The organism is Acidovorax sp. 22279 (assembly GCF_052045435.1).
GTDB classification, from domain to species: domain Bacteria; phylum Pseudomonadota; class Gammaproteobacteria; order Burkholderiales; family Burkholderiaceae_C; genus Acidovorax; species Acidovorax delafieldii.
The window spans coordinates 241,996-262,500 of record NZ_JBQEOV010000006.1 but is presented as its reverse complement, the minus strand read 5'-3'; the positions used below and the strand labels follow the sequence as shown (position 1 = coordinate 262,500).

Here is a 20,505-nt window from a genome sequence, read left to right as displayed (position 1 = left end):
CCCCGTGAGGCGAACGTCCTGCACCCGTGCGGTGACCTTGCTGCCGCGCTGCCAGGTGATGTGCTGCGGTTCGCAGACCGTGAGGGTATGACCGCGCCGCTGTGCCTCGCGCATCATGGCGAAGGTGGTGTCCTTGTAGATCTTGAAGCTTTGCAGCGGGTCGGCGATGAAGAGCAGTTTCATGGTGTCGGGTCAAGAAATGGAGGAGGCCAGGGGCCCAGGCAGCCAAGGCGACTTACGCGCCGCTGGCCTGCGAACGCCTGTACTGTTGCACAAATAGCGCAATGCTGCCGGCCACCACGCCCCAGAAGGCCGAGCCCACCCCAACGATGACTACGCCACTGAGGGTGACGAGAAAGGTAATGAGTGCCGCCTCGCGATGCGACTCGTCCTGCAGCGCCGCCGCCAGGCCGTTGCCAATGGTGCCCAGAAGCGCCAAACCCGCAATGGCCACCACCAGCTCTTTGGGAAAGGCGGTAAGCAGCCCGGTGATGACTGCGCCAAACAGACCGATCGCCACATAGATGGCGCCACATGCCACCGCGGCCGTGTAGCGCCGGCGGCGATCGGCGTGTGCCTCGGGGCCCATGCACATCGCGGCGGTGATGGCGCTGAAGTTGAGCGCAAACGCCCCGAAGGGCGCCAGCACCAGGGTGGCCAGACCCGTGAGCGTGATGAGCCGGGAGATGGGCAAGTTGTAGCCCGACGCCCGGATCACCGCCACCCCGGGCAGGTTCTGCGACGCCATGGTGACCACAAACAAAGGAATCGCCAGGCTGACGGCAGCCGCTACGCTGAACTGGGGCGCCGTGAAAACTGGCAGGGCCAGCTCCAGCTGCACCGCCGACCAGGCCATCTGCCCCTGGGTGGCCACGAACACCACCGCTACGGCGAGGGTGATGACCACCGCATACCGGGCAGCCAAACGGCGGCTGACCAGATACACCATCAACATCAGCAGCACCAAGGGCAATGCGGTCTGGGCTGCCGCAAACGCCTGCAGGCCAAAGCGGGCCAGCACGCCGGCCAGCAGGGCAGCGGCGATTTCCATGGGGATGCGGTTCATCACGCGCTCGAACCAGCCGGTGACGCCCGCCAGGGTGATGAGCAACGCGCTGATCATGAAGGCGCCGATGGCCTCGCCCATGCTGAAACCGCCCGCCAACCCCGCAGTGGCCAGCACGGCGGCGCCCGGTGTGGACCAAGCCACCATGACGGGCTGGCGCAAGATCAGCGAGGGCACCAGCGAACACAGGCCCATGCCCAGACCCAGCGCCCACATCCAGGACGTGATCTGCGCGGGTGTGGCCCCAAAGGCCAGGGCGGCCTGGAAGACGATGGCCACCGAGCTGGTAAAGCCCACCAGCACCGCCACGAAACCCGCCACCGCCGTGGAAAGGCTCAGGTCTTTGAAAAATTGCATGGGCGCGATTCTGGCACCGCGCGCGCCTGGCGCTCAGGCAGGCCGTCAGGCCACTCCAAAAGCTACAGTATTGATAGCATCTCAGACAATAAGCACTAGCACTACAAGGCAAAAACAGTGCAAAACCAGCCCAAGGCACCCGTCCCAGGCCAGGGGGAGCCCCCTCAGCCCGTCAGATCTCGATCTTGGAGCCCAGCTCGACCACCGCGTTATTGGGCAGGTGCAGGAAGTCGGCCGCGCCACTGGCGTTGTGGTGCATTTGGGCAAACAGCTTTTCGCGCCAAGGCGCCATGCCGCTGCCGATGGTGGGAATGACGGTGTCCCGCGACAGGAAATAGCTGGTGGTCATCGACTCCAGCTCACAGCCTCGCCCTCGCAGCAGCTCCAGCGCGCGGGGCAGGTCGGGGTCGTTCTTGAAGCCGTAATGCACCACCACCTGCCAGCAGTCGTGCCCCAGCGATTCGACTTGCAGCCGCTTGTCCAGACCAATCCAGGGCGTCTCGTGGTTGTGCACGGTGACAAACAGGTTTTGCTGGTGCAGCACCTTGTTGTGCTTGAGGTTGTGCAGCAAGGCATTGGGCACCGCGCCCGTTTCGGCCGTCAGGAAGACGGCTGTGCCATCCACCCGCGTGGGCGGACTGATGAAGATCGACTCCAGAAAGTCCTTGAGGTCGATGGCGTCGGCACGCAGCTTGTCATTGAGCAGGCGGCGCCCTTCCTTCCAGGTCATCATGAGCGAGAACACGATGCCGCCGATCATCAGCGGGAACCAGCCACCCTGGAACAGCTTGAGCAGGTTGGAGGCGAAGAACGCCAGGTCCACCACAAAGAAGCAGCCCGTGGCCGCAACGCACAGCGCCAGCGGATACCGCCAGCCGTAGCGGATCACGAAGAAGGTCAGCGTGGTGGTGATCAGCATGTCCAGCGTCACCGCGATGCCGTAGGCGGCTGCCAGATTGCTCGACGAGCGGAACATCACCACCGCCAGCACGATGGCCACGAACAGCCCCCAGTTGACCAGCGGCATGTAGATCTGGCCCGTGTCGCGCACGCTGGTGTGCTGGATGTTCAGGCGCGGCAGGTAGCCCAGCTGGATGACCTGCTTGGTCACGCTGAATGCGCCGGTGATCAACGCCTGCGAGGCAATCACGGTGGCCATGGTGGCCAGGATCACCAAAGGCACCAGCGCCCAGTCGGGGGCCATTAGATAGAACGGGTTCTTGACGGCCTCGGGCTCGGCCAGCAGCAGCGCGCCCTGGCCAAAATAATTGAGGGTGAGCGCCGGCATGGCCACACCAAACCAGGCCATGCGGATCGGGCGCTTGCCGAAGTGGCCCAGGTCGGCATACAAGGCCTCGGCGCCCGTCACGCACAGCACCACCGCGCCCAGAATGATGAAACTGGTGCCCGGGTTGGCCCACATGAAGCCCAACGCGTGGTGCGGACTCAGCGCCCACAAGATCTCCGGGTGCCCCACGATGTGCGACACGCCCAGCAGCGCGATGGTGACGAACCATACCAGCGTGATGGGACCAAAAAACTTGCCGATGCCGCCCGTGCCGCGCTTTTGCACGGCAAACAGGCAAAACAGCACCACCAGCGTGATCGGTATCACGTAGTGCTTGAAGTGATCCGACACCACTTCCAGCCCCTCCACCGCCGACAGCACCGAGATGGCCGGGGTGATGACGCCATCGCCGTAAAACAGTGAGGTGCCAAAAATGCCCACGGCCAGCAACACGCTGCGCAGCTGGGGCTTGTCTTTGACCGCCTGGGAGGCCAGGGCCAGCATGGCGATGAGCCCCCCCTCACCGTGGTTGTCGGCGCGCAGCACCAGCACCACGTACTTCAGGGAGACGATGACCGTGAGGGTCCAGAAAAAGATGGAGAGGATGCCGTAGATGTTTGCGGGCGTGAACGGCACATGGCCGGACCCGAACACCTCCTTGACGGCATACAGCACGCTGGTGCCGATATCGCCATACACAACACCGATGGCGCCCAGCGTGAGCGCTGCGAGCGATGACTTGGAGCTTTGCACTGACCACCCCCGCGCACTGGGCCTGACGGGGTTCCGTTACTTTTGGGAACGCTATTGTGCGCCTGAGCCAGATCAAGCGATTGGAGGCGAAACCCCATGTTGCAACGCAGCAACTCGCCCTTGGCAACCGGGCGCGGGCATGGCATGCGGGGCGGCCACCCTCCCCCACGCGCCCGCTGTACAGACTCCGCCCAGGCGGCAAAGGCGCTGAAACCCGGTGCCCCCAAGACCCGCAAGGGGCCCCAGAGACCCTGGTTTTCAGTCGTACACCTCGGCGTCGGGGTTGGTGGCCTCCAGCTCGTAGCTGGCCGCCAGCATCGCCAGCCGGGCCACCACGCCGTACATATAGAAGCGGTTGGGCGCGCTCACACCCGGGCGCACGCCAGGCTGGGGCATGTGGGTGCTGTGTTCAAAGGCCAGGGGCACAAAGCTCGCGCCGGGGGCGTTGAGGTTTTCATCCACACCGCGCTCGGCGTGCATGCGGTAGAAGCCCCCCACCACGTAGCGGTCCATCATGTAGACCACGGGCTCGGCCACGGCGTCGTTCACGCGCTCTTGCGTCAGCACCCCTTCCTGGATGATGACTTCGCTCACCGGCTGGCCGTCCTTGATCACGGCCATCTTGTTGCGCGTCTTGCGGTTGACCGCGTCCAGCTCCTTGGCGTCGCGCACGGTCATGATGCCCATGCCGTAGGTGCCGTTGTTGGCCTTGACGATCACGAAGGGCTTTTCGTTGATGCCGTATTCCTTGTACTTGCGGCGCACCTTGGTCAGGAGTGCGTCCACGCTGGTCTGCAGCTGGTCCATGCCCGTGCCCTCGGCAAAGTCCACTTCGCCGCACTGGCTGTACATGGGGTTGACCAGCCAGGGGTCGATGCCCAGCATCTTGCCAAAGCGCTTGGCCACCTCTTCGTAGTTCTTGAAGTGGGTGCTCTTCTTGCGCACGCTCCAGCCGGCGTGCAGCGGGGGCAGCAGGTACTGCTCGTGGATGTCTTCCAGAATGCCGGGGGCGCCTGCGGTGAGGTCGTTGTTCAGCAGGATGGTGCAGGGGTCAAAGTCCTTGAGCCCCAGGCGGCGCTTGGTGCGCACCACGGGTTCCAGGGTCACGGTGTCGCCGTTGGGCAGCTCGATCAGCGTGGACTTCTTGATCTCGGGGCTGATGGAGCCGACCCGCACGTTCAGGCCCGCCATGTTGAAGATGCGCTGCAGCTGCACCACGTTGGACAGGTAGAACGTGTTGCGCGTGTGGTTCTCCGGAATGATCAGCAAGTTGCGCGCTTCGGGGCAGATCTTCTCGATGGCGGCCATCGCAGCCTGCACGGCCAGAGGCAGCATCTCCTTGGTCAGGTTGTTCCAGCCGCCCGGGAACAGGTTGGTGTCGACCGGGGCCAGCTTGAAACCCGCATTGCGGATGTCTACCGACGTGTAGAACGGTGGGGTGTGCTCCATCCACTCCAGCCGGAACCAGCGTTCGATGGCGGGCATCGAGTCGAGAATGCGCTGTTCGAGTTCGTTGATCGGCCCGGTGAGGGCCGTGATGAGATGCGGAACCATGGAAAGCCCTCGGGAAGCGATTGCAGTGAATTGTAGGATGTGGGGTCAGGCCGGGTTTTCGCAAGCCACCCCTTGGTGGTACCACGGCCCTGCCCTCTACCGGCGCCAGAACGCCGGGGTCAGCAAGGCCATGAAGCTCAGTATCTCCAGCCGGCCCAGCAGCATGGCCAGCGTGCACACCCAGATCTGAAAATCGGTCAGCACCGCGTAGTTGGACGCCGGCCCCACGCTGCCCAGGCCCGGCCCCGCGCAATTGACGCTGGCCAGCACCACCGAGAACGCGGTCACTGGGTCCAGGTCCGTCAGCAGCATGACCATGCTCAGCCCAAAGACCGTGCCGCCATAGACCAGCATGAAGGCCAGCACCGAGAAGATCACCCGGTTGTCCACTGCAGCGCCGCCCAGTTGCACCGGCTGCACGGCGCGCGGGTGCACCAGGCGGTTCATCTCGCGGCGCGCCTGCTTGACGAGGATAAGCATGCGGACCATCTTGATGCCCCCGCCCGTCGAGCCCGCACTGGTGGCCACACCCGACAGCAGCAGCATGAACACCGGCGCAAACACGGGCCATGCCAGGTAGTCCACCGTGGCGTAGCCGGTGGTGGTGGCCAGCGACACCAGATTGAACATGCCATGGCGCAGCGCGTCCAGCGGCCCATACACGCCCTTGGCCCACAACAGCAGAGCCACCAGCAGACCGCCGCCAATCAGCGTCACCAGCGTGGCCCGCAGCTCAGGGTCGCGCCAGAAGCCGCCCCACTGGCCCTTGCGAATGGCGACGAAGTACAGCGCAAAATTGCAGCTGGCCACCAGCATGAAGAAGATGCAGATCGCCTCCAGCAGCGGCGACTGGAAGTACCCAAAGCTCAGGTCGTGAGACGACAGCCCGCCCAGGCTCACGGTGGTGAACATGTGCATTAACGCATCCAGCGGCCCCATGCCCCCGGCCCAGTAGGCCAGGCCACACAGCACGGAGAACAGCGCATACACCCCCCAGAGCCCCTTGGCCGTGCCGGTCATGCGTGGCGTGAGCTTGGTGTCCTTCAGCGGCCCCGCCGCCTCGGCCTTGAACAGCTGGCTGCCCCCGACGCCCAGCAGCGGCAGCACGGCCACGGCCAAAATCAGGATGCCCATGCCCCCCATCCACTGCAAAAAGGTGCGCCACACATTCACCGACACCGGCAACGCATCCAGGCCCGCCAGCACGGTGGAGCCCGTGGTCGTCAGCCCCGACACCGCCTCGAAGTAGGCGTGCGTGAACGATAGCGGGTGCCCGGTGTAGTGCCCGGCCAGCATCAGCGGCAGCGCGGCCGACAGGGGCAGCAACATCCACACCAGAGAGACCAGCATCACGCCGTGGCGCGGCTGCAGCTCCTGCCGAAACAGCCGCAACCGCCACCACAGCCACGCGCCCGCCAGCATCGTGGCGCCCATGGACAGCGGGTACACAAACCAGACGCCGTCGCGCGTCCACAGCGAGACTGCCAGAGGCAGGCCCATGGACAGCGAGAAGATCATCACCAGAATGCCCAGCACGCGCAGAACGGGAAACATGTCCGTCATGGGGGTCTCGCGCAGCTCGGTGCCAGGTCAGAAAAAAGTCGCGCTCACGCGGAAGAGCTTTTCCACATCGCGCACCAGCCGCTTGTTGGGCAGGAAGAACACCACGTGGTCATTGCTCTCGATCACCGTGGCGCTGCGCGGGATGATGACCTCGGGCTCGCGCAGATCGGCAGCGGATGCACCCGTGGTTTCCGACGCGTCAGGCAGACCGCGCACGATCAGGCCGATGTGCACATCGCGCGGCAGTTGCAGATCGCTGACCTTGCGGCCGACCACGCGCGAGCTCTTGCGGTCGCCGCGCGCCACGATCTCCAGCGCCTCGGCCACCCCACGGCGCAGGCTGTGCACAGCCTGCACGTCACCCTGGCGCACATAGGCCAGCAACTCGCCCAGCATGGCCTGCGCGGGCGACAGCGCGATGTCGATCTGCGTGCCGTGCATCAGGTCGGCATAACTGCGCCGGTTGATGAGGGCCAGCACCCGGCTTGCGCCCATGCGCTTGGCCAGCAGGCACGACATGATGTTGTCCTCGTCGTCGTCGGTGAGCGCGAGGAACAGGTCCACCTCCTCGATGCCTTCATCACCCAGCAGGTCTTCGTCGGTGGTGTCGCCCTGCAGCACCAGCACCTCAGGCGGCAGGGCAGATGCCAGCTCCACGCAGCGGTCCGCATGGTCCTCGATGATCTTGATGTGAAAACGCCCGCCCGCCTGGCTGAGCTGCCGCGCCAGCCGCAGACCCAGCCGGCCGCCGCCCGCAATCATGATGCGGCGCACAGGCTGGAGCTGCTGGGATGCCGGACGGTGCAGAGCGGCCAGCACGTTGGCGATGTGCTCGTGCGCGGCCAGCACGAACACCTCGTCCCCCGGCTCGACGCGCGTGCGGCCGTCGCAGGCGATGAATCGGTCAGGCTCGTCGGGGAAGCGCCGGTAGATGGCCACCATGCGCATCGCCAGCTCCGGCGCACTCTCGCGCAGCGCGCCGATGGAGTGCCCCACCATCGGAGCCCCCGCACGCGCCCGCACCGACACCAGGCATGCGCGGCCTCCGGCAAATTCGCGCACCTGCATGGCCTCGGGGTACTCGATGAGCTTGCCGATGTAGCGGGTCAGCGATTCTTCGGGGCAGATGATGCGGTCCACCGCAAACCCCTCGGGGCCCACCAGCCGCTCATGGGCCTCGAAGCCTGTGGTCCGCACCCGCGCAATGCGCTTGGGGATGTTGAACAGCAGCTGCGCGATCTTGCAGCACACCAGGTTGGTCTCGTCCTGCGCGGCGCAGGCAATCAGCAGGTCGGTGTCCTCGGCCCCCGCCTCGGCCAGCACGGCAGGCTCGATGCCGTTGCCCACCACCCCGCGCAGATCAAACCGCGACTCCAGGTCGCGCAGGCGCGCGGCGTCGGTGTCGATGACGGTGATGTCGTTGCGCTCGGACACCAGGCTGTCTGCCACGCTCTGGCCCACGCGGCCGGCGCCGAGGATGATGATTTTCATATGAAATAAGCCGCAAGCGCTAGTCGAACATGCACCAGCAGCTATCGTTTCAGGAGCGCATCAGGCCCGCACCTCACCTTCGCCCAGCACCACGTACTTGAGCGAAGTGAGGCCTTCGATGCCCACCGGGCCCCGCGCATGGAACTTGTCGGTGCTGATGCCGATTTCGGCGCCCAGGCCGTACTCGAAACCGTCGGCAAACCGCGTGCTGGCGTTCACCATCACGCTGGCCGAATCCACCTCGCGCAGGAACTGCTGGGCATGCATGTGGTCGCGCGTCAGGATGGCATCGGTGTGGTGGCTGCTGTAGCGGTTGATGTGCGCAATGGCCTCATCCACCCCCGCCACAATCTTCACGCTGATGATCGGAGCCAGGTATTCCTCGCTCCAGTCCTGCTCGGTCGCCGCTACCAGCTTGGCACCCGCCACGCTGTTCAGGATCGCCAGCGACTCGGGGCAACCGCGCATCTCCACGCCCTTGGCGGCATACACCGCGCCAATCTTCGGCAAAAACTCCGCCGCCACGCCACGCGCCACCAGCAGGCCTTCGCTCGCGTTGCAGGGGCTGTACTTGTTGGTCTTGGCGTTGTCGGCCACCTTCACCGCCATGGCGATGTCGCAGGGGTCGTCCACATAGGTGTGGCAGTTACCGTCCAGGTGTTTGATCACGGGCACCTTGGCATCGCGGCTGATGCGTTCGATCAGGCCCTTGCCGCCGCGCGGGATGATCACGTCCACAAACTGCGGCATCGTGATGAGCTGGCCCACGGCCTCACGGTCGGTGGTCTGCACCAATTGCACCGCGTCTTGCGGTAGGCCGGCCTCGGCCAGCGCCTGCTGCACGATCTTGGCCAGTGCCTTGTTTGAATCAATCGCCTCGGAGCCGCCACGCAAGATGCAGGCGTTGCCGCTCTTGATCGACAACGACGCGGCTTCGATGGTCACGTTGGGACGGCTCTCGTAAATCATGCCGAACACGCCAATCGGCACGCGCATCTGCCCCACCCGAATGCCGCTGGGCTGCTGCTTCATGCCGAGGATCTCGCCAATGATGTCGGGCATGGCGGCCAGCTGCTCGCAGCCCTCGGCACAAGTCTCCAGCACCTTGGGGGTGAGCTTGAGCCGGTCCACCATCGGGCCCGCCAGCCCATTGGCCACGGCGCGCTCCAGGTCTTTGGCGTTGTCGATCTGGAGCTGGGCCATGTTCTCGCGCAACAACCGGGCCAGCGCCTTGAGCGCTTTGTTTTTGATAGCTGCGGGCGCTTTGGCCATCAGCGCAGAGGCCGTTTTTGCCTGGAGACCGAGAGAGTGCGTGTATTCAGCGACGTTGAGGGCGTTCATCCGGCGATTTTGCCGCACTTGGTATCGGCCCGGTGGGCGCGGGCCCATGGCTGCTTTACCCTCGGGCGTATCACCCATCCTGGCCCCGCCCGGCTACGCCATGACCGACACCGCCCACACCCAGCTCACCACCTTCATCCAGGCCCTGCAAGCCTTTGAACGCGGCGACCACACCGCCGCCACCCTCAGCACCCTGGCCCGCCAGCAAACCACCCTGCTGGCCGCCCTGCCCCCGCGCTACAGCGAAGTGCTGCTGAACCTGCTGGACCGACTGGAATCGAGCGCGCTGTTTTCGGAAGAAAGCTGCTCGTTCAGCCAAAAGGATCTGGTGGCGAACTTGACGATGTGGGCTGAAAAAGCACAGGGCACATTGAACGCTGGCTGACCACTCCGGGGCCGAGCAACGCGACGGCCCGAGTGGCTGTTCGTTTCCCATCCCCTCTGTATGCGCCGAGGAGCGCAGCGAGTTTGAGCGAGACCCCGCTGGACGCGAGCACCGCAGGTTGCCCGAAGCGAAGCGCAGGGACGCAGACAGTGGGGCCGCCTTTCTTTTGGGTACTTTTCTTTGGCGAAGCAAAGAAAAGTACCTCGCCCGCCGGGGCGACAACCCGGCTCCCGCCGTGCGCACAGGCATGCCACCAAATCAGCGAGCAAGCCCCGACAACCACTCCTAATTTAATAGCTTCCAGTGCTTATCTCACAGGCACTAGAAGCCAAAAATAATCAAACCTCCGCCCGCCCCAACCACTTCTCCCGCGCAATATACGCCCGCACCCCCAGCCCCATGAACGGCTGCGGCGGCATGCGCGTCGGCCCACCCAAGGCCAAGGCATGCGCCAGCAACGGGTGGTCCTGCCCCAGTGCCAAATCCGCTGCCAGAGCCCCCAGGGCCGTGAACTTCACCACCCCCGCCCCATTGCAACCCGCCACGCCATGCACCTGCGGGGCCAGCCGCCCCCAGCGCGGTGCGCCATTGCGGGTGATGGCGATCGAGCCTTCCCAAAAATGCTCTAACGCCACATCGGCCAACCGCGGAAAACGCGCCGCAAACACGGCAGCGTGCTCACGCCGCACCCGCTCGCGCATCGCAGGGCTGACGCGGAACTGCGGCGCATATTCAAAGCCCTGGCGCACCAGAATGCGGTGGTCGTCCGTGTAGCGCAGCGTGGCCCCCGTGACGGCGCTGGCGGGCGTCACGCCCCAGCCCTCGGGCGCGCCCAGGCGGCTGCGCTGCTCGGGCGTGAGTGGCGCCGTGAGCGAGCCAAAGGTGACCAGCGGAAACGTCTCCGCTCCCCAGGCGCTGCCCAACAGCCCCAGCTGCTGCGCAAACCCATTGGCCGCTAGCAACAGTTGCGGGGCACGCACACGGCCCTGCGGGGTGTGCGCCACCACCTTGCTGCCTGACAGGTCCAGCCGCTGCACCGGCGTTTGCTCGTGCAGGGAGACGTTGGCAGGCAGCACATCGGCCAGGCCCCGGCACAGCGCGGCGGGGTTGAGCAGCACGGTGCCTGGCGTGTAGAGCCCGGCGGCAAAGTAGCGGGTGCCCAGGCGCGCGGCCAGGGCGTTGCGGTCCAGCAGCTCGTGCGCAGCCCCCAGGGCGCGCAGCTCATCCACATGGTGCTGCAGCGTGCACTCGGCGGCGGGCGAGACGGCGCAGTGGTACTTGCCTGCGCGGCGCCATTGGCAGTCGATGCGGTGCTGCGCCACCAGCAGCTCCAGGTCGTTCATGCCCGCCGTGAGCAACGCCTGGTAGTGCGCGGCCTGGCGCAGTTCTTCGAGCGAGCTGCCGATGTTGTGCGGCACATCAATAGCAAAGCCCGAGTTGCGGCCCGAGGCGTTGTTGCCCACGGTGCCGGCGTCCACCACCACGATGTGGGCGTGGGGGCGCAGCTCGGCCAGGCGGCGCGCGGCGGCCAGGCCCGCAAAGCCCGCGCCCAGCACCAGCCAGTCGGCCAGCACATCGCCCTGCAACGCAGGGCGCGGCGTGCGCGGGGGCAGGATGGCGGACCAGCCGTTGGAGGAGTCGTCGTTGGGGAGGCGCAGGGGCCGAGAACCCTGCGAGGGCCGCAGGGTGGCATCCACATGCGCCATCACCGCGCCGCGCTGGTCAGGCGGCACAGCTGCAAGGCCAGGCGCTGCAGGGCCTGCCAGCCGTCTTGCGGCCAGTCGGGCTGCTTGAGGCCTTTGACGATGCCATCCACCGTGTGGGCCGACTGCAGCAGGCGAGCCAAAGCGGCGTCGCTGGCCTTGGGCAGGATGCGTTCAAACAGCCGCTCCTTGGGGCCCCAGATGCGGTTCTCGCGCAGCGCCATGGGCAAGGGGCGCCCGGCGTTCATCGCGTCTTTCACGCGCTTGAGGGCGCGGATGTCTTCGGCCAGCGCCCAGTGCACCAGCACCTCGGCCTCACCCTCGGCCTGCAGGCCGTCGAGCATGCGCTGCACGCGGGCCGTCTGCCCGGCCAGCACCGATTCGGACAGCTTGAACACGTCATAGCGCGCCACGTTGAGCACGGCGGCTTCGACCTGCGCCTGCGTCAGCTCGCCTGCCGGGTGCAGCAGGGCCAGCTTCTGGATTTCCTGGTGCGCGGCCAGCAGGTTGCCTTCCACACGATCGGCAAAAAACTGCAGGGTGCGCTGGCCTTCCTCCCCCGCGACCACACGCTGGCCCTGCGCGGCCAGGCGCGCTGCGATCCACTGCGGCAGTTGGCCGCGCTCGATGGGGTCGATCTGAATCGACGTGCCGCTACCCTCCAGCGCGGCAAACCAGGCGCCGGTCTTGGTGGCTTTATCAAGGCGCGGCAGCACGACCATGGTGAGGGTGCTGTCGTTACCCCGGGCCGATTCGGCGATCTGCTGCAGCGCCACGCTGCCGTCCTTGCCGGGCTTGCCCGAGGGAATGCGGATCTCGACGATCTGCTTGTCGGCAAACAGGCTGAGTGACCCGCCTGCCGCCAGCACCGCACTCCAGTCGAAATGGGCACCGGCCACGGTGTAGCTGCTGCGCTCGGTGTAGCCCTGGGTGCGGGCGGTGGCGCGGATGGCGTCGGCCGCCTCTTGCTGGAGCAAGGGCTCATCGCCATGCAGGACATAAAGCGGCGACAGGCCCCGTTGAAGATACTGAGAGAGTTGGGCCAGGGCGACTTGCATGCGGCAAAGTTTATCGCCTGGGCAGGCCCGGCATTGCGCAAATTGCTAGCGTATGCCCTCACAGTGCACAAGAGAGGTCACGAACCGATCAGCTGCGGCGCTGTTCATTGGCGCCCAAAGCCCTGAGAATTCCCCCGGGCGCCCGCGCCCTTCCCGCTCACTGTCATACCCCAGAAAGTCAGACCGCCATGCCCCCCACCGCCCTGCGCAGCGCCCAGCCCACCAGCCTGATCGGCGCCCCCACCGACATCGGCGCCGGCGCGCGCGGCGCCTCCATGGGGCCCGAGGCCTTGCGTGTGGCCGGCCTGCAGGCGGCGTTGGAGTCCCACGGGCTGCAGGTGTTTGACCGGGGCAACCTGAGTGGCCCCTCCAACCCGTGGCAGCCACCCGTAGACGGCTACCGCCACCTGCCCGAGGTGGTGGAATGGAACCAGCGCGTGTTCGACGCGGTGTATGCAGAACTGCAGCTGGGCCACCTGCCCATCCTGCTGGGTGGCGACCACTGCCTGGGCCTGGGCAGCATCAGCGCCGTGGCCCGCCATTGCGCGGAGGTGGGCAAAAAACTGCGGGTGCTGTGGCTCGATGCCCATGCCGACTTCAACACCAGTGCACTGACCCCCAGCGGCAATGTGCATGGCATGCCCGTGGCCTGCCTGTGCGGTTTCGGCCCCGAGGCGCTGACCGGGCTGACCCGCATGCCGGGCGGTGGCCCGGCTCTGCACCCCTCGCAGCTCCGTCAGATCGGCATCCGCAGCGTGGACGCGGGCGAAAAGCGCTTTGTGCACGAGCAGGGCCTGGAGGTGTTCGACATGCGCTACATCGACGAGGTGGGCATGCGCCAGACCATGCAGCAAGCGCTGGCCGGTCTGGATGCACACACCCACCTGCATGTGAGCTTTGATGTGGACTTTCTGGACCCCGACATTGCCCCCGGGGTGGGCACCACGGTGCCCGGTGGCCCCACTTACCGCGAGGCGCAGTTGTGCATGGAGATGATTGCCGACAGCGGGCGCCTGGCATCTCTGGACATTGTGGAACTGAACCCCGCGCTGGATGTGCGCAACCGCACGGCCGTGCTGGCGGTGGACCTGGTGGAGTCGCTGTTTGGCAAGAGCACGCTCATGCGCGTGCCCTCGCACGGCCAGGGGCCGACGCTGAGCGCCTGAGCGCCTGAGCGCGCATATTCTTAGAGCAGCTCACAAAACTCAGCGAAGCGGCCATGGCCAGGCGTTTCGCCGCAGGCAGCACGACCAGTACGACAAGGCGAGACAACGACGCCAGGGGAGTTCTGTGAGCTGTTCTTAGCGCTTGGCTGCTGCGAGCCGGCGCATGAGCTGCTGCACCAGGTCGGTCCGCATGTCGCGGTAGAGCAGCGCCTCTTCGGCCTCCTTGGCCAGCGCAATGGTTTCGTTGTAGCTGATGTCGCGCTGCTGCAGCAGCTCGGTGTCCGGGATCAGCTCCACGCCGGTGGGCGTGCGCAGGCGGAACTTGATGCGCAGGCGCAGCTGCAGTTCGCGCACCTGTCCCGACGCGTTGAGGCCCACCACCACACGCTCCTGCTGCTCCTGAAGCAGGTCGAAGATGGCCTCTGCCGTCGGCATGCTGGCCGGGTCGCGCAGCAGCTTGAGCTGGCTGCCCGATCCGTCGAGCGTGCGCTGCAGCTCACGCGCCAGCGGCGAGCTGGCAGGGGCCGCGATGTAGAGCGAGCCAAACCCGAACTCCGGCACGCCACGCAGCCGGAATCCGCAGGCAGACAACAGGGCCACCGGGGCCAAACTGAGCAGTGTGCGTTTGTTCATGGGGTCAGACCACCACGTTCACCAGACGACCTGGCACCACAATCACGCGTTTCGGATGAGCGCCTGCGGCCTGGGCCACAAAGGCCTCGCTGGCCAGCGCAATGCGCTCGATCTCGGCCTTGTCGGCCTGGGCGGGCACATGGATGGAGCCGCGCAGCTTGCCGTTGACCTGCAGCATGAGTTCGATCTCGTCCTGCACCAGCGCGCCGGCATCCACCTGCGGCCAGGGCGCATCGAGCAGGTCGCCCAGCGCACCCGCGTAGCCCAGGCCCGTCCACAGGCTGTGGGCGATGTGGGGCGTGGCGGGGTACAGGCAGCGCAGCAGGATGCCAAAGCCTTCGATCAGCGCCACCTGGGCACCGGCCGAGTCCATGGCCTTGAAATCCTCGAGCGCGTTGATCATCTTCATCGCGCCGGAGACCACGGTGTTGTACTGCATGCGCTGGTAGTCGTAGTCCACCTGCTTGAGCACGTTGTGAATCTCCAGGCGCAGGGCCTTGGCCTCCTTGCCAAACTGCACGTCCTGCAGGCTGCTGGCACCGGCCACGCTGGCCATGGCAGCGTCGCGGTCGATGGCCGAGAGCTTGAGGCCGAAGTTCCACACGCGGCGCAGGAAGCGGTAGCTGCCTTCCACCGCAGCGTCGTTCCACTCCAGCGTGGCTTCGGGCGGGGCGGTGAACATGGTGTACAGGCGGGCCGTGTCGGCGCCGTACTTCTCGATCAGGTCCTGCGGGTCCACGCCGTTGTTCTTGGACTTGGACATGGTGCCCACGCCCTCGTAGTCGATGGGTGTGCCCACGGGCAGCAGGCCGTCGCCGCTGGTGGCTTCGTTCTTGAGCTTGGCACCGATGATCTTGCCGCCTTCATCGAGCACATGCTCCACGTCGTGCGGCCAGAAGTAGTCCTTGCCGCCCTTGGCAGTGCGGCGGCTGTAAATGTGGTTGAGCACCATGCCCTGCGTGAGCAGCTTGGTAAAGGGCTCATCGACCTTGACCAGGCCCAGGTCGCGCATGACCTTGGTCCAGAAGCGGGCGTACAGCAGGTGCAGGATGGCGTGTTCGATACCACCGATGTACTGGTCCATCGGCATCCAGTAGTCGGCACCACCGGCCACCATGACGTCCGCATTCTTGGGGTCGCAGTACCGCATGAAGTACCACGAGCTGTCCACGAACGTGTCCATGGTGTCCGTCTCGCGGCGGGCAGCCTTGCCACACACGGGGCAGGTCACGCCCGCGTGGAAGCCTTCGTGCTTGTGCAGCGGGTTGCCCGAGCCGTCGGGGATGCAGTCTTGCGGCAGCACCACGGGCAGGTCTTTTTCGGGCACAGGCACGGCGCCGTGCTCGTCGCAGTGAATGATCGGGATCGGCGTGCCCCAGTAGCGCTGGCGGCTCACGCCCCAGTCGCGCAGGCGCCAGGTGGTCTTCTTCTCGCCCAGGCCCTTTTGCTCCAGTGCATGGGCCACGGCGTTCACGGCTTCCTTGTACGACAGGCCGCTGAAGCTGTCGGAGTTGATGGTGACGCCGCGCTGCTTGTCGCCGTACCAGTCGTTCCACTGGTGGTAGTCAAAGTGCTCGCCATCGACCAGCACAACCTGCTTGATCTCGATGCCGTACTTCAGGGCGAACGCGAAGTCGCGCTCGTCGTGGGCGGGCACGCCCATCACGGCGCCGTCGCCATAGCCCATCAGCACGTAGTTGCCGACCCAGACCTCGACCTTTTCGTCGGTGAGCGGGTGCGTGACGAACAGGCCCGTGGGCACGCCCTTTTTCTCTTGCGTGGCCAGCTCGGCTTCGGTGGTGCCGCCGCTCTTGCATTCTTCGATGAAGGCCTTGAGCGTAGGATTGGTCTTGGCGGCATGGGCGGCCAGCGGATGCTCGGGCGCCACGGCGCAGAAGGTCACGCCCATGATGGTGTCGGCGCGCGTGGTGAACACGTACATCTTGCCGTCGCCGATCAGCGCGCCGTCGTCGCCGGCAATGTCGTGCGTGAACGCAAAACGCACGCCTTCGCTCTTGCCGATCCAGTTTTCCTGCATCAGCTTCACACGCTCGGGCCAGCCGGGCAGCTTGTCGCCGGTCACAAAGCCCAGCAGCTCTTCGGCGTAGTCGGTGATCTTGAGGTAGTAGCCAGGGATTTCGCGCTTTTCCACGGTGGCGCCGGTGCGCCAGCCCTTGCCGTCAATCACCTGCTCGTTGGCCAGCACGGTCTGGTCCACGGGGTCCCAGTTCACGACCTGGGTCTTGCGGTAGGCAATGCCCTTGTCCAGCATCTTCAAAAACAGCCACTGGTTCCACTTGTAGTACTCGGGGTCGCAGGTGGCCACCTCGCGGCTCCAGTCGATGGCCAAGCCCATGGCCTGCATCTGCTTTTTCATGTACGCGATGTTTTCGTACGTCCACTTGGCCGGGGGCACGCCGTTCTTTAGCGCCGCGTTTTCGGCGGGCAGGCCGAAGGCGTCCCAGCCCATGGGCATCAAGACGTTGTGGCCGTTCATGCGCAGGTAGCGCGTGAGCATGTCGTTGATGGTGTAGTTGCGCACGTGGCCCATGTGCAGCTTGCCGCTGGGGTAGGGCAGCATGGAGCAGGCGTAGAACTTCTTCTTGCTCGTGTCTTCCGTCACGCGGTAGGCGTCGGTGGCGGTCCAGTGGTCGTGCGCCGCGCGTTCGACGTCTTGGGGAGAGTATTTGTCTTGCATGGGAGCTCGGGGGTGAGAGAAGAGTGCAGCCGCAGGGCCGCGCTGCAGGGATTTTAGGCGGTCAGGGACTGGCACCGGCGTGCCAGCAGCCGGGGTGGGTCAGCGGGACGGGGCTGGAGACGCAGGCGACACAGGATTCGCCGCAGGTTCGGCCACAAATCCGATGTGCTGCAGCCCAGCCAGGTGGGCCGCGCCCATGACTTCGACCACGCGGCCATAGGGCACGGCAGCGTCGGCGCGCAATTGCACCTCGGTGTCCGGGCGCTCGGCGCCAATGCGGCGCAGGCGCTCTGCCAGCGCGGTTTGTGACAAAGGCTGGTCATCCAGAAAGGCCTGCCCCGAGGCATCGACCACCAGCGTGACGAATTGCGGGGCCGTGCCGGCCGTGGCGCCTTCGGTGCGCGGCAGGTCCAGCCGGATGGAGCTGACCAGCAGCGGTGCCGTGAGGATGAAGATGACCACCAGCACCAGCATTACGTCCACCAGCGGCGTCATGTTGATGTCACTCATGGGCTGCGGCCCGGTGGTGCGTTCGAGTCGTCCGAAACTCATGCCCCCACGCTCCCCGCTGCGCGTGGTTCGCTGCCCCCCAAGGGGGCTGACCTGCCTTGGGGCGGCCCGGCGGCGGGTCGGCTCATGCCCCCACACTCCCCGCTGCGCGTGGTTCGCTGCTCCCCAAGGGGGCGGCCCCGCCTTGGAGCGGCCCGGCGGCGGGTTGGCTCGCATTGCTCAGGCCTTCTGTGGTGCCAGCCAAACTGTGGACGGGGGCCGTGTCGATGAGCAGCTCTCGCAGATCGCGCGCAAATCCTTCCAGGTCGGCCTCGATGCGGCCGATCAGGCGGCCAAACACGTTGTAGGCCAGCACGGCAGGGATGGCCACAGCCAGTCCGGCCGCCGTCATGACCAGGGCCTCGCCCACCGGGCCGGAAACGCGATCAATGGTGATCTGCCCCGCGCCTGCCATGGCGGTGAGCGCGTGGTAGATGCCCCACACGGTGCCCAGCAGCCCCACAAAGGGCGCCGTGGAGCCCACCGTGGCCAGCAGCACCTGGCCAAACTGCAGGCGTCCCAGCACATCGTGCAGGGCATCGCGCAGCACCCGCGTGAGCCGCTGCGACAGGCTGCCAGCCGTGGCCAGCGTGGACTGGGCCATGCTGTCGTGATTCGCTATCAAATTTGCAGCAACCACCAAAGGAAGCACTAGCGCATCCCGGTCAAAAGACTGCAAACGTTGCTGCGCGAGGGCCAGCGAGGGCGCCTGCCAGAACGCGGCCGTGCAGCGGGCCACGTCGGCACTGGCGCGGCGCATGAGCCGCAGCTTCCACACAATGACCACCCAGCTTGCCACCGACATGGCCAGCAAGACCAGTGCCGCGCTTTGCGTCACGGCATCGCCCTGGCGCCACCAGTGGAGCGCGTCCATGGGAGTCGGCGGATCAGTGCAAGCCCAGCACGTCGAACATGTCGAACATGCCAGTCTTGTGGGCCGCCAGAAAGCGCACAGCGCGCAAGGCGCCCTGCGCGTACGTGGCGCGGCTGGAGGACTTGTGCGTGACCTCGATGCGCTCGCCGATGCCCGCAAACAGCACGGTGTGGTCGCCCACGATGTCGCCACCACGGATAGCAGCAAACCCGATGCTGGAGGGGTCGCGCTCGCCCGTCACGCCTTCGCGGGCGTATACGGCGCAGTCCTTGAGGTCGCGGCCCAGGGCCTCGGCAATCACCTCGCCCATCTTGAGCGCGGTGCCCGAGGGTGCATCGACCTTGTGGCGGTGGTGGGCTTCGATGATTTCGATGTCGTACCCCGTGGCCATGGCCTTGGCGGCCATTTGCAGCAGCTTGAGCGTGACGTTCACACCCACGCTCATGTTGGGCGAGAACATGATGGCGGTGCGCTGTGCGTAGGCGTCGAGTTCGGCCTTTTGTGCATCGGTGAAACCGGTGGTGCCGATGACGGCCTTCACGCCCAGCTGGCTGCACACGGCCAGGTGGGCCAGCGTGCCCTCGGGGCGGGTGAAGTCAATGAGCACCTCGGCGTTCTCCAGGCCAGCCGCCACGTCGGCCGTGATGGCCACACCGCTGGCATAGCCCAGAAAGGCAGTGGCGTCCGAGCCGATGGCCGGGCTGGCGGCCACATCCAGTGCACCGGCCAGCACGCAGTCGTCGCTGGCGCGGATGGCCTCGATCAGCATGCGGCCCATGCGGCCCGAAGCCCCGGCGACGGCTACACGGAGGGGGGATGCCGCGGGAGCCGCAGGCGAAGAAGTCGCGGTCATGAAAAGATCCTGTTCATTGATAGGGCAGCCAGCGCACCGGGCTCACTGCCAGAGCCGCAAGGTTCAGCGCGCGGGCGCTTCAAGCGGCGGGTAACTGGTGGCGGCAGGCAATGTCGGCGGTGTGGCCGCTGCTGGCGCGGGGCGCTCCTTGACCGGGTACTTGGCCAGTTGCTCCGGCGTGGCCTCCAGCACCGGCACCTTGCCCTTGGCACCGTCGCGCGCACCCAGCGTGGCGACGAACTCGGTCTCGGTCGGCATTTCATCGCCTTCGGAGCGCTCCAGGGCATCGCCCTTGAAGAACACGGTCAGCTTGCGGGTCTGAATCTCTTCGCCAGGGCGTTTGAGCGTGAACACGTACTCCCAGCGGTCCGCATGGAACAGGCTGGTGACCAGCGGCGTCCCGAGAATCTCGCGCACTTGCTGGCGGCTCATGCCGGGCTGCAGGGCTTCAACCTGCTCGCGGGACACGAAATTGCCCTGCACCACGTCCACCCGGTAGGGCTTGACGATGTTGGCGATGCGGCTGCTGGCGCCATCCAGACTGCCGCAACCGGTCAGGGCGGCCATGCTGGCACCGATCAACACAACCAGGCCCAGACGGGCGCTGTAACGGGCTTGGACGGGCATGGGTAAAAGGCCAAAGGATATGATCGTCCCATTGTAGCGGCAGCCCCTCCAGACCCTGAGCCGGTTGCCCGCCCCCGAAAGAGCCAGCCATGACCAATATCGACGAACTCAAAAGCACGGGACTCAAGGCCACACTGCCCCGACTGAAGATTCTGGAGATTTTCCAGAAGGGCGCGCAGCGCCACATGACGGCCGAAGACGTGTTCCGCGTGCTGCTGGAAGAGCGCTCGGACATCGGCCTGGCCACCGTGTACCGGGTGCTCACACAGTTCGAGCAGGCTGGCATCCTGATCCGCAGCAATTTCGAGAGCGGCAAGGCGGTGTACGAGCTCAACGAAGGGCAACACCACGACCACTTCATCTGCACTTCGTGTGGCAAGGTGGAAGAGTTTTACGACCCCGAGATCGAAAAACGGCAGCATGCGGTGGCCAAGGCCAAGGGCTGGCTGGTGCAGGACCACACCATGGCGCTGTACGGGCAGTGCGCCGACTGCGCTAAGAAATGACTCCCCCCTGAGCCACCTTCGGCGTCTTCCCCCCAAGGGA

General features: G+C 65.9%; 18 protein-coding genes (1 of these 18 only partly in view). 3 read left to right on the top strand and 15 right to left on the bottom strand.

What is annotated here, in order from left to right:
* The 7 genes from gshB to ACTJKQ_RS10565 all read right to left on the bottom strand — a co-directional run.
* Positions 1–183, bottom strand: the start of a protein-coding gene (gene gshB, locus ACTJKQ_RS10595) for a glutathione synthase (protein WP_440596799.1). Its footprint begins 774 nt before the window's first position; the window shows 183 of its 957 coding nt (coding positions 1–183); it begins with the start codon at positions 181–183; its stop codon lies off the left edge, out of view.
* A gap of 52 nt (positions 184–235) precedes the next feature.
* Positions 236–1,423 (bottom strand): benzoate/H(+) symporter BenE family transporter, encoded by a 1,188-nt coding sequence (locus ACTJKQ_RS10590; protein ID WP_440596798.1) that lies wholly within the window; start codon positions 1,421–1,423, stop codon positions 236–238.
* Between the two features lie 172 nt (positions 1,424–1,595).
* Positions 1,596–3,464, bottom strand: a complete 1,869-nt coding sequence (locus ACTJKQ_RS10585) for a potassium transporter Kup (protein WP_056068096.1) — start codon at positions 3,462–3,464, stop codon at positions 1,596–1,598.
* 258 nt (positions 3,465–3,722) lie between these two features.
* Positions 3,723–5,018: a glutamate--cysteine ligase gene (gene gshA / locus ACTJKQ_RS10580; RefSeq protein ID WP_015016114.1), complete on the bottom strand. Its 1,296-nt coding sequence runs from the start codon at positions 5,016–5,018 to the stop codon at positions 3,723–3,725.
* A gap of 96 nt (positions 5,019–5,114) precedes the next feature.
* Complete coding sequence (locus tag ACTJKQ_RS10575) at positions 5,115–6,581, bottom strand: TrkH family potassium uptake protein (protein ID WP_099731896.1); 1,467 nt, start codon at positions 6,579–6,581, stop codon at positions 5,115–5,117.
* A gap of 27 nt (positions 6,582–6,608) precedes the next feature.
* Positions 6,609–8,072: a Trk system potassium transporter TrkA gene (trkA, locus tag ACTJKQ_RS10570; protein WP_056068090.1), complete on the bottom strand. Its 1,464-nt coding sequence runs from the start codon at positions 8,070–8,072 to the stop codon at positions 6,609–6,611.
* A gap of 60 nt (positions 8,073–8,132) precedes the next feature.
* Entirely contained in the window at positions 8,133–9,413 is a 1,281-nt protein-coding gene (locus ACTJKQ_RS10565) for a glutamate-5-semialdehyde dehydrogenase (RefSeq protein ID WP_440596797.1), read from the bottom strand.
* A 46-nt stretch (positions 9,414–9,459) separates the two neighbouring features.
* Here ACTJKQ_RS10565 and ACTJKQ_RS10560 point away from each other — a divergent pair, with 46 nt between their 5' ends.
* Complete coding sequence (locus ACTJKQ_RS10560) at positions 9,460–9,798, top strand: hypothetical protein (RefSeq protein WP_440596796.1); 339 nt, start codon at positions 9,460–9,462, stop codon at positions 9,796–9,798.
* 338 nt (positions 9,799–10,136) lie between these two features.
* Here ACTJKQ_RS10560 and ACTJKQ_RS10555 read toward each other — a convergent pair whose 3' ends face one another.
* Entirely contained in the window at positions 10,137–11,531 is a 1,395-nt protein-coding gene (locus tag ACTJKQ_RS10555) for an NAD(P)/FAD-dependent oxidoreductase (RefSeq protein WP_440596795.1), read from the bottom strand.
* On the bottom strand, positions 11,504–12,559 hold the full coding sequence (gene holA / locus ACTJKQ_RS10550) for a DNA polymerase III subunit delta (protein WP_440596794.1): 1,056 nt from the start codon (positions 12,557–12,559) through the stop codon (positions 11,504–11,506). The genes ACTJKQ_RS10555 and holA overlap by 28 nt, the downstream gene beginning before the upstream one ends.
* Positions 12,560–12,747: 188 nt before the next feature.
* Between holA and rocF the strand changes: the two genes are divergently transcribed.
* Positions 12,748–13,725 carry an arginase gene (rocF, locus tag ACTJKQ_RS10545; protein ID WP_440596793.1) on the top strand — a complete coding sequence of 326 codons (978 nt, stop codon included), beginning with the start codon at positions 12,748–12,750 and terminating at the stop codon, positions 13,723–13,725.
* A gap of 135 nt (positions 13,726–13,860) precedes the next feature.
* Here the strand turns inward: rocF and ACTJKQ_RS10540 are convergent, their stop codons facing one another.
* The 6 genes from ACTJKQ_RS10540 to ACTJKQ_RS10515 form a co-directional block, all read right to left on the bottom strand.
* Entirely contained in the window at positions 13,861–14,358 is a 498-nt protein-coding gene (locus ACTJKQ_RS10540) for an LPS-assembly lipoprotein LptE (RefSeq protein WP_056068079.1), read from the bottom strand.
* A 4-nt stretch (positions 14,359–14,362) separates the two neighbouring features.
* On the bottom strand, positions 14,363–17,056 hold the full coding sequence (gene leuS / locus ACTJKQ_RS10535; RefSeq protein ID WP_440596792.1) for a leucine--tRNA ligase: 2,694 nt from the start codon (positions 17,054–17,056) through the stop codon (positions 14,363–14,365).
* A 99-nt stretch (positions 17,057–17,155) separates the two neighbouring features.
* Positions 17,156–17,608 (bottom strand): ExbD/TolR family protein, encoded by a 453-nt coding sequence (locus tag ACTJKQ_RS10530; RefSeq protein ID WP_440596791.1) that lies wholly within the window; start codon positions 17,606–17,608, stop codon positions 17,156–17,158.
* A gap of 82 nt (positions 17,609–17,690) precedes the next feature.
* Positions 17,691–18,479, bottom strand: coding sequence for a MotA/TolQ/ExbB proton channel family protein (locus ACTJKQ_RS10525; RefSeq protein WP_440596790.1), 789 nt, complete (start codon positions 18,477–18,479; stop codon positions 17,691–17,693).
* Positions 18,480–18,492: 13 nt separating this feature from the next.
* Complete coding sequence (dapB, locus tag ACTJKQ_RS10520) at positions 18,493–19,332, bottom strand: 4-hydroxy-tetrahydrodipicolinate reductase (RefSeq protein WP_440596789.1); 840 nt, start codon at positions 19,330–19,332, stop codon at positions 18,493–18,495.
* Between the two features lie 63 nt (positions 19,333–19,395).
* A complete protein-coding gene (locus ACTJKQ_RS10515; RefSeq protein ID WP_260668820.1) occupies positions 19,396–19,959 on the bottom strand; it encodes an outer membrane protein assembly factor BamE in 564 nt (187 codons plus the stop codon).
* An 89-nt stretch (positions 19,960–20,048) separates the two neighbouring features.
* Here ACTJKQ_RS10515 and fur point away from each other — a divergent pair, with 89 nt between their 5' ends.
* A complete protein-coding gene (gene fur / locus ACTJKQ_RS10510; protein WP_056068069.1) occupies positions 20,049–20,465 on the top strand; it encodes a ferric iron uptake transcriptional regulator in 417 nt (138 codons plus the stop codon).
* The last annotated feature ends 40 nt before the right edge of the window (positions 20,466–20,505 follow it).

Coding starts and splice junctions, on each gene's coding strand:
- ACTJKQ_RS10590 (WP_440596798.1), bottom strand. CDS start 1,423: ATGCAATTTTTCAAAGACCTGAGCCTTTCCACGGCGGTGGCGGGTTTC.
- gshA (WP_015016114.1), bottom strand. CDS start 5,018: ATGGTTCCGCATCTCATCACGGCCCTCACCGGGCCGATCAACGAACTC.
- ACTJKQ_RS10575 (WP_099731896.1), bottom strand. CDS start 6,581: ATGACGGACATGTTTCCCGTTCTGCGCGTGCTGGGCATTCTGGTGATG.
- trkA (WP_056068090.1), bottom strand. CDS start 8,072: ATGAAAATCATCATCCTCGGCGCCGGCCGCGTGGGCCAGAGCGTGGCA.
- ACTJKQ_RS10565 (WP_440596797.1), bottom strand. CDS start 9,413: ATGAACGCCCTCAACGTCGCTGAATACACGCACTCTCTCGGTCTCCAG.
- ACTJKQ_RS10560 (WP_440596796.1), top strand. CDS start 9,460: ATGGCTGCTTTACCCTCGGGCGTATCACCCATCCTGGCCCCGCCCGGC.
- holA (WP_440596794.1), bottom strand. CDS start 12,559: ATGCAAGTCGCCCTGGCCCAACTCTCTCAGTATCTTCAACGGGGCCTG.
- rocF (WP_440596793.1), top strand. CDS start 12,748: ATGCCCCCCACCGCCCTGCGCAGCGCCCAGCCCACCAGCCTGATCGGC.
- ACTJKQ_RS10540 (WP_056068079.1), bottom strand. CDS start 14,358: ATGAACAAACGCACACTGCTCAGTTTGGCCCCGGTGGCCCTGTTGTCT.
- leuS (WP_440596792.1), bottom strand. CDS start 17,056: ATGCAAGACAAATACTCTCCCCAAGACGTCGAACGCGCGGCGCACGAC.
- ACTJKQ_RS10530 (WP_440596791.1), bottom strand. CDS start 17,608: ATGAGTTTCGGACGACTCGAACGCACCACCGGGCCGCAGCCCATGAGT.
- ACTJKQ_RS10525 (WP_440596790.1), bottom strand. CDS start 18,479: ATGGACGCGCTCCACTGGTGGCGCCAGGGCGATGCCGTGACGCAAAGC.
- dapB (WP_440596789.1), bottom strand. CDS start 19,332: ATGACCGCGACTTCTTCGCCTGCGGCTCCCGCGGCATCCCCCCTCCGT.
- ACTJKQ_RS10515 (WP_260668820.1), bottom strand. CDS start 19,959: ATGCCCGTCCAAGCCCGTTACAGCGCCCGTCTGGGCCTGGTTGTGTTG.
- fur (WP_056068069.1), top strand. CDS start 20,049: ATGACCAATATCGACGAACTCAAAAGCACGGGACTCAAGGCCACACTG.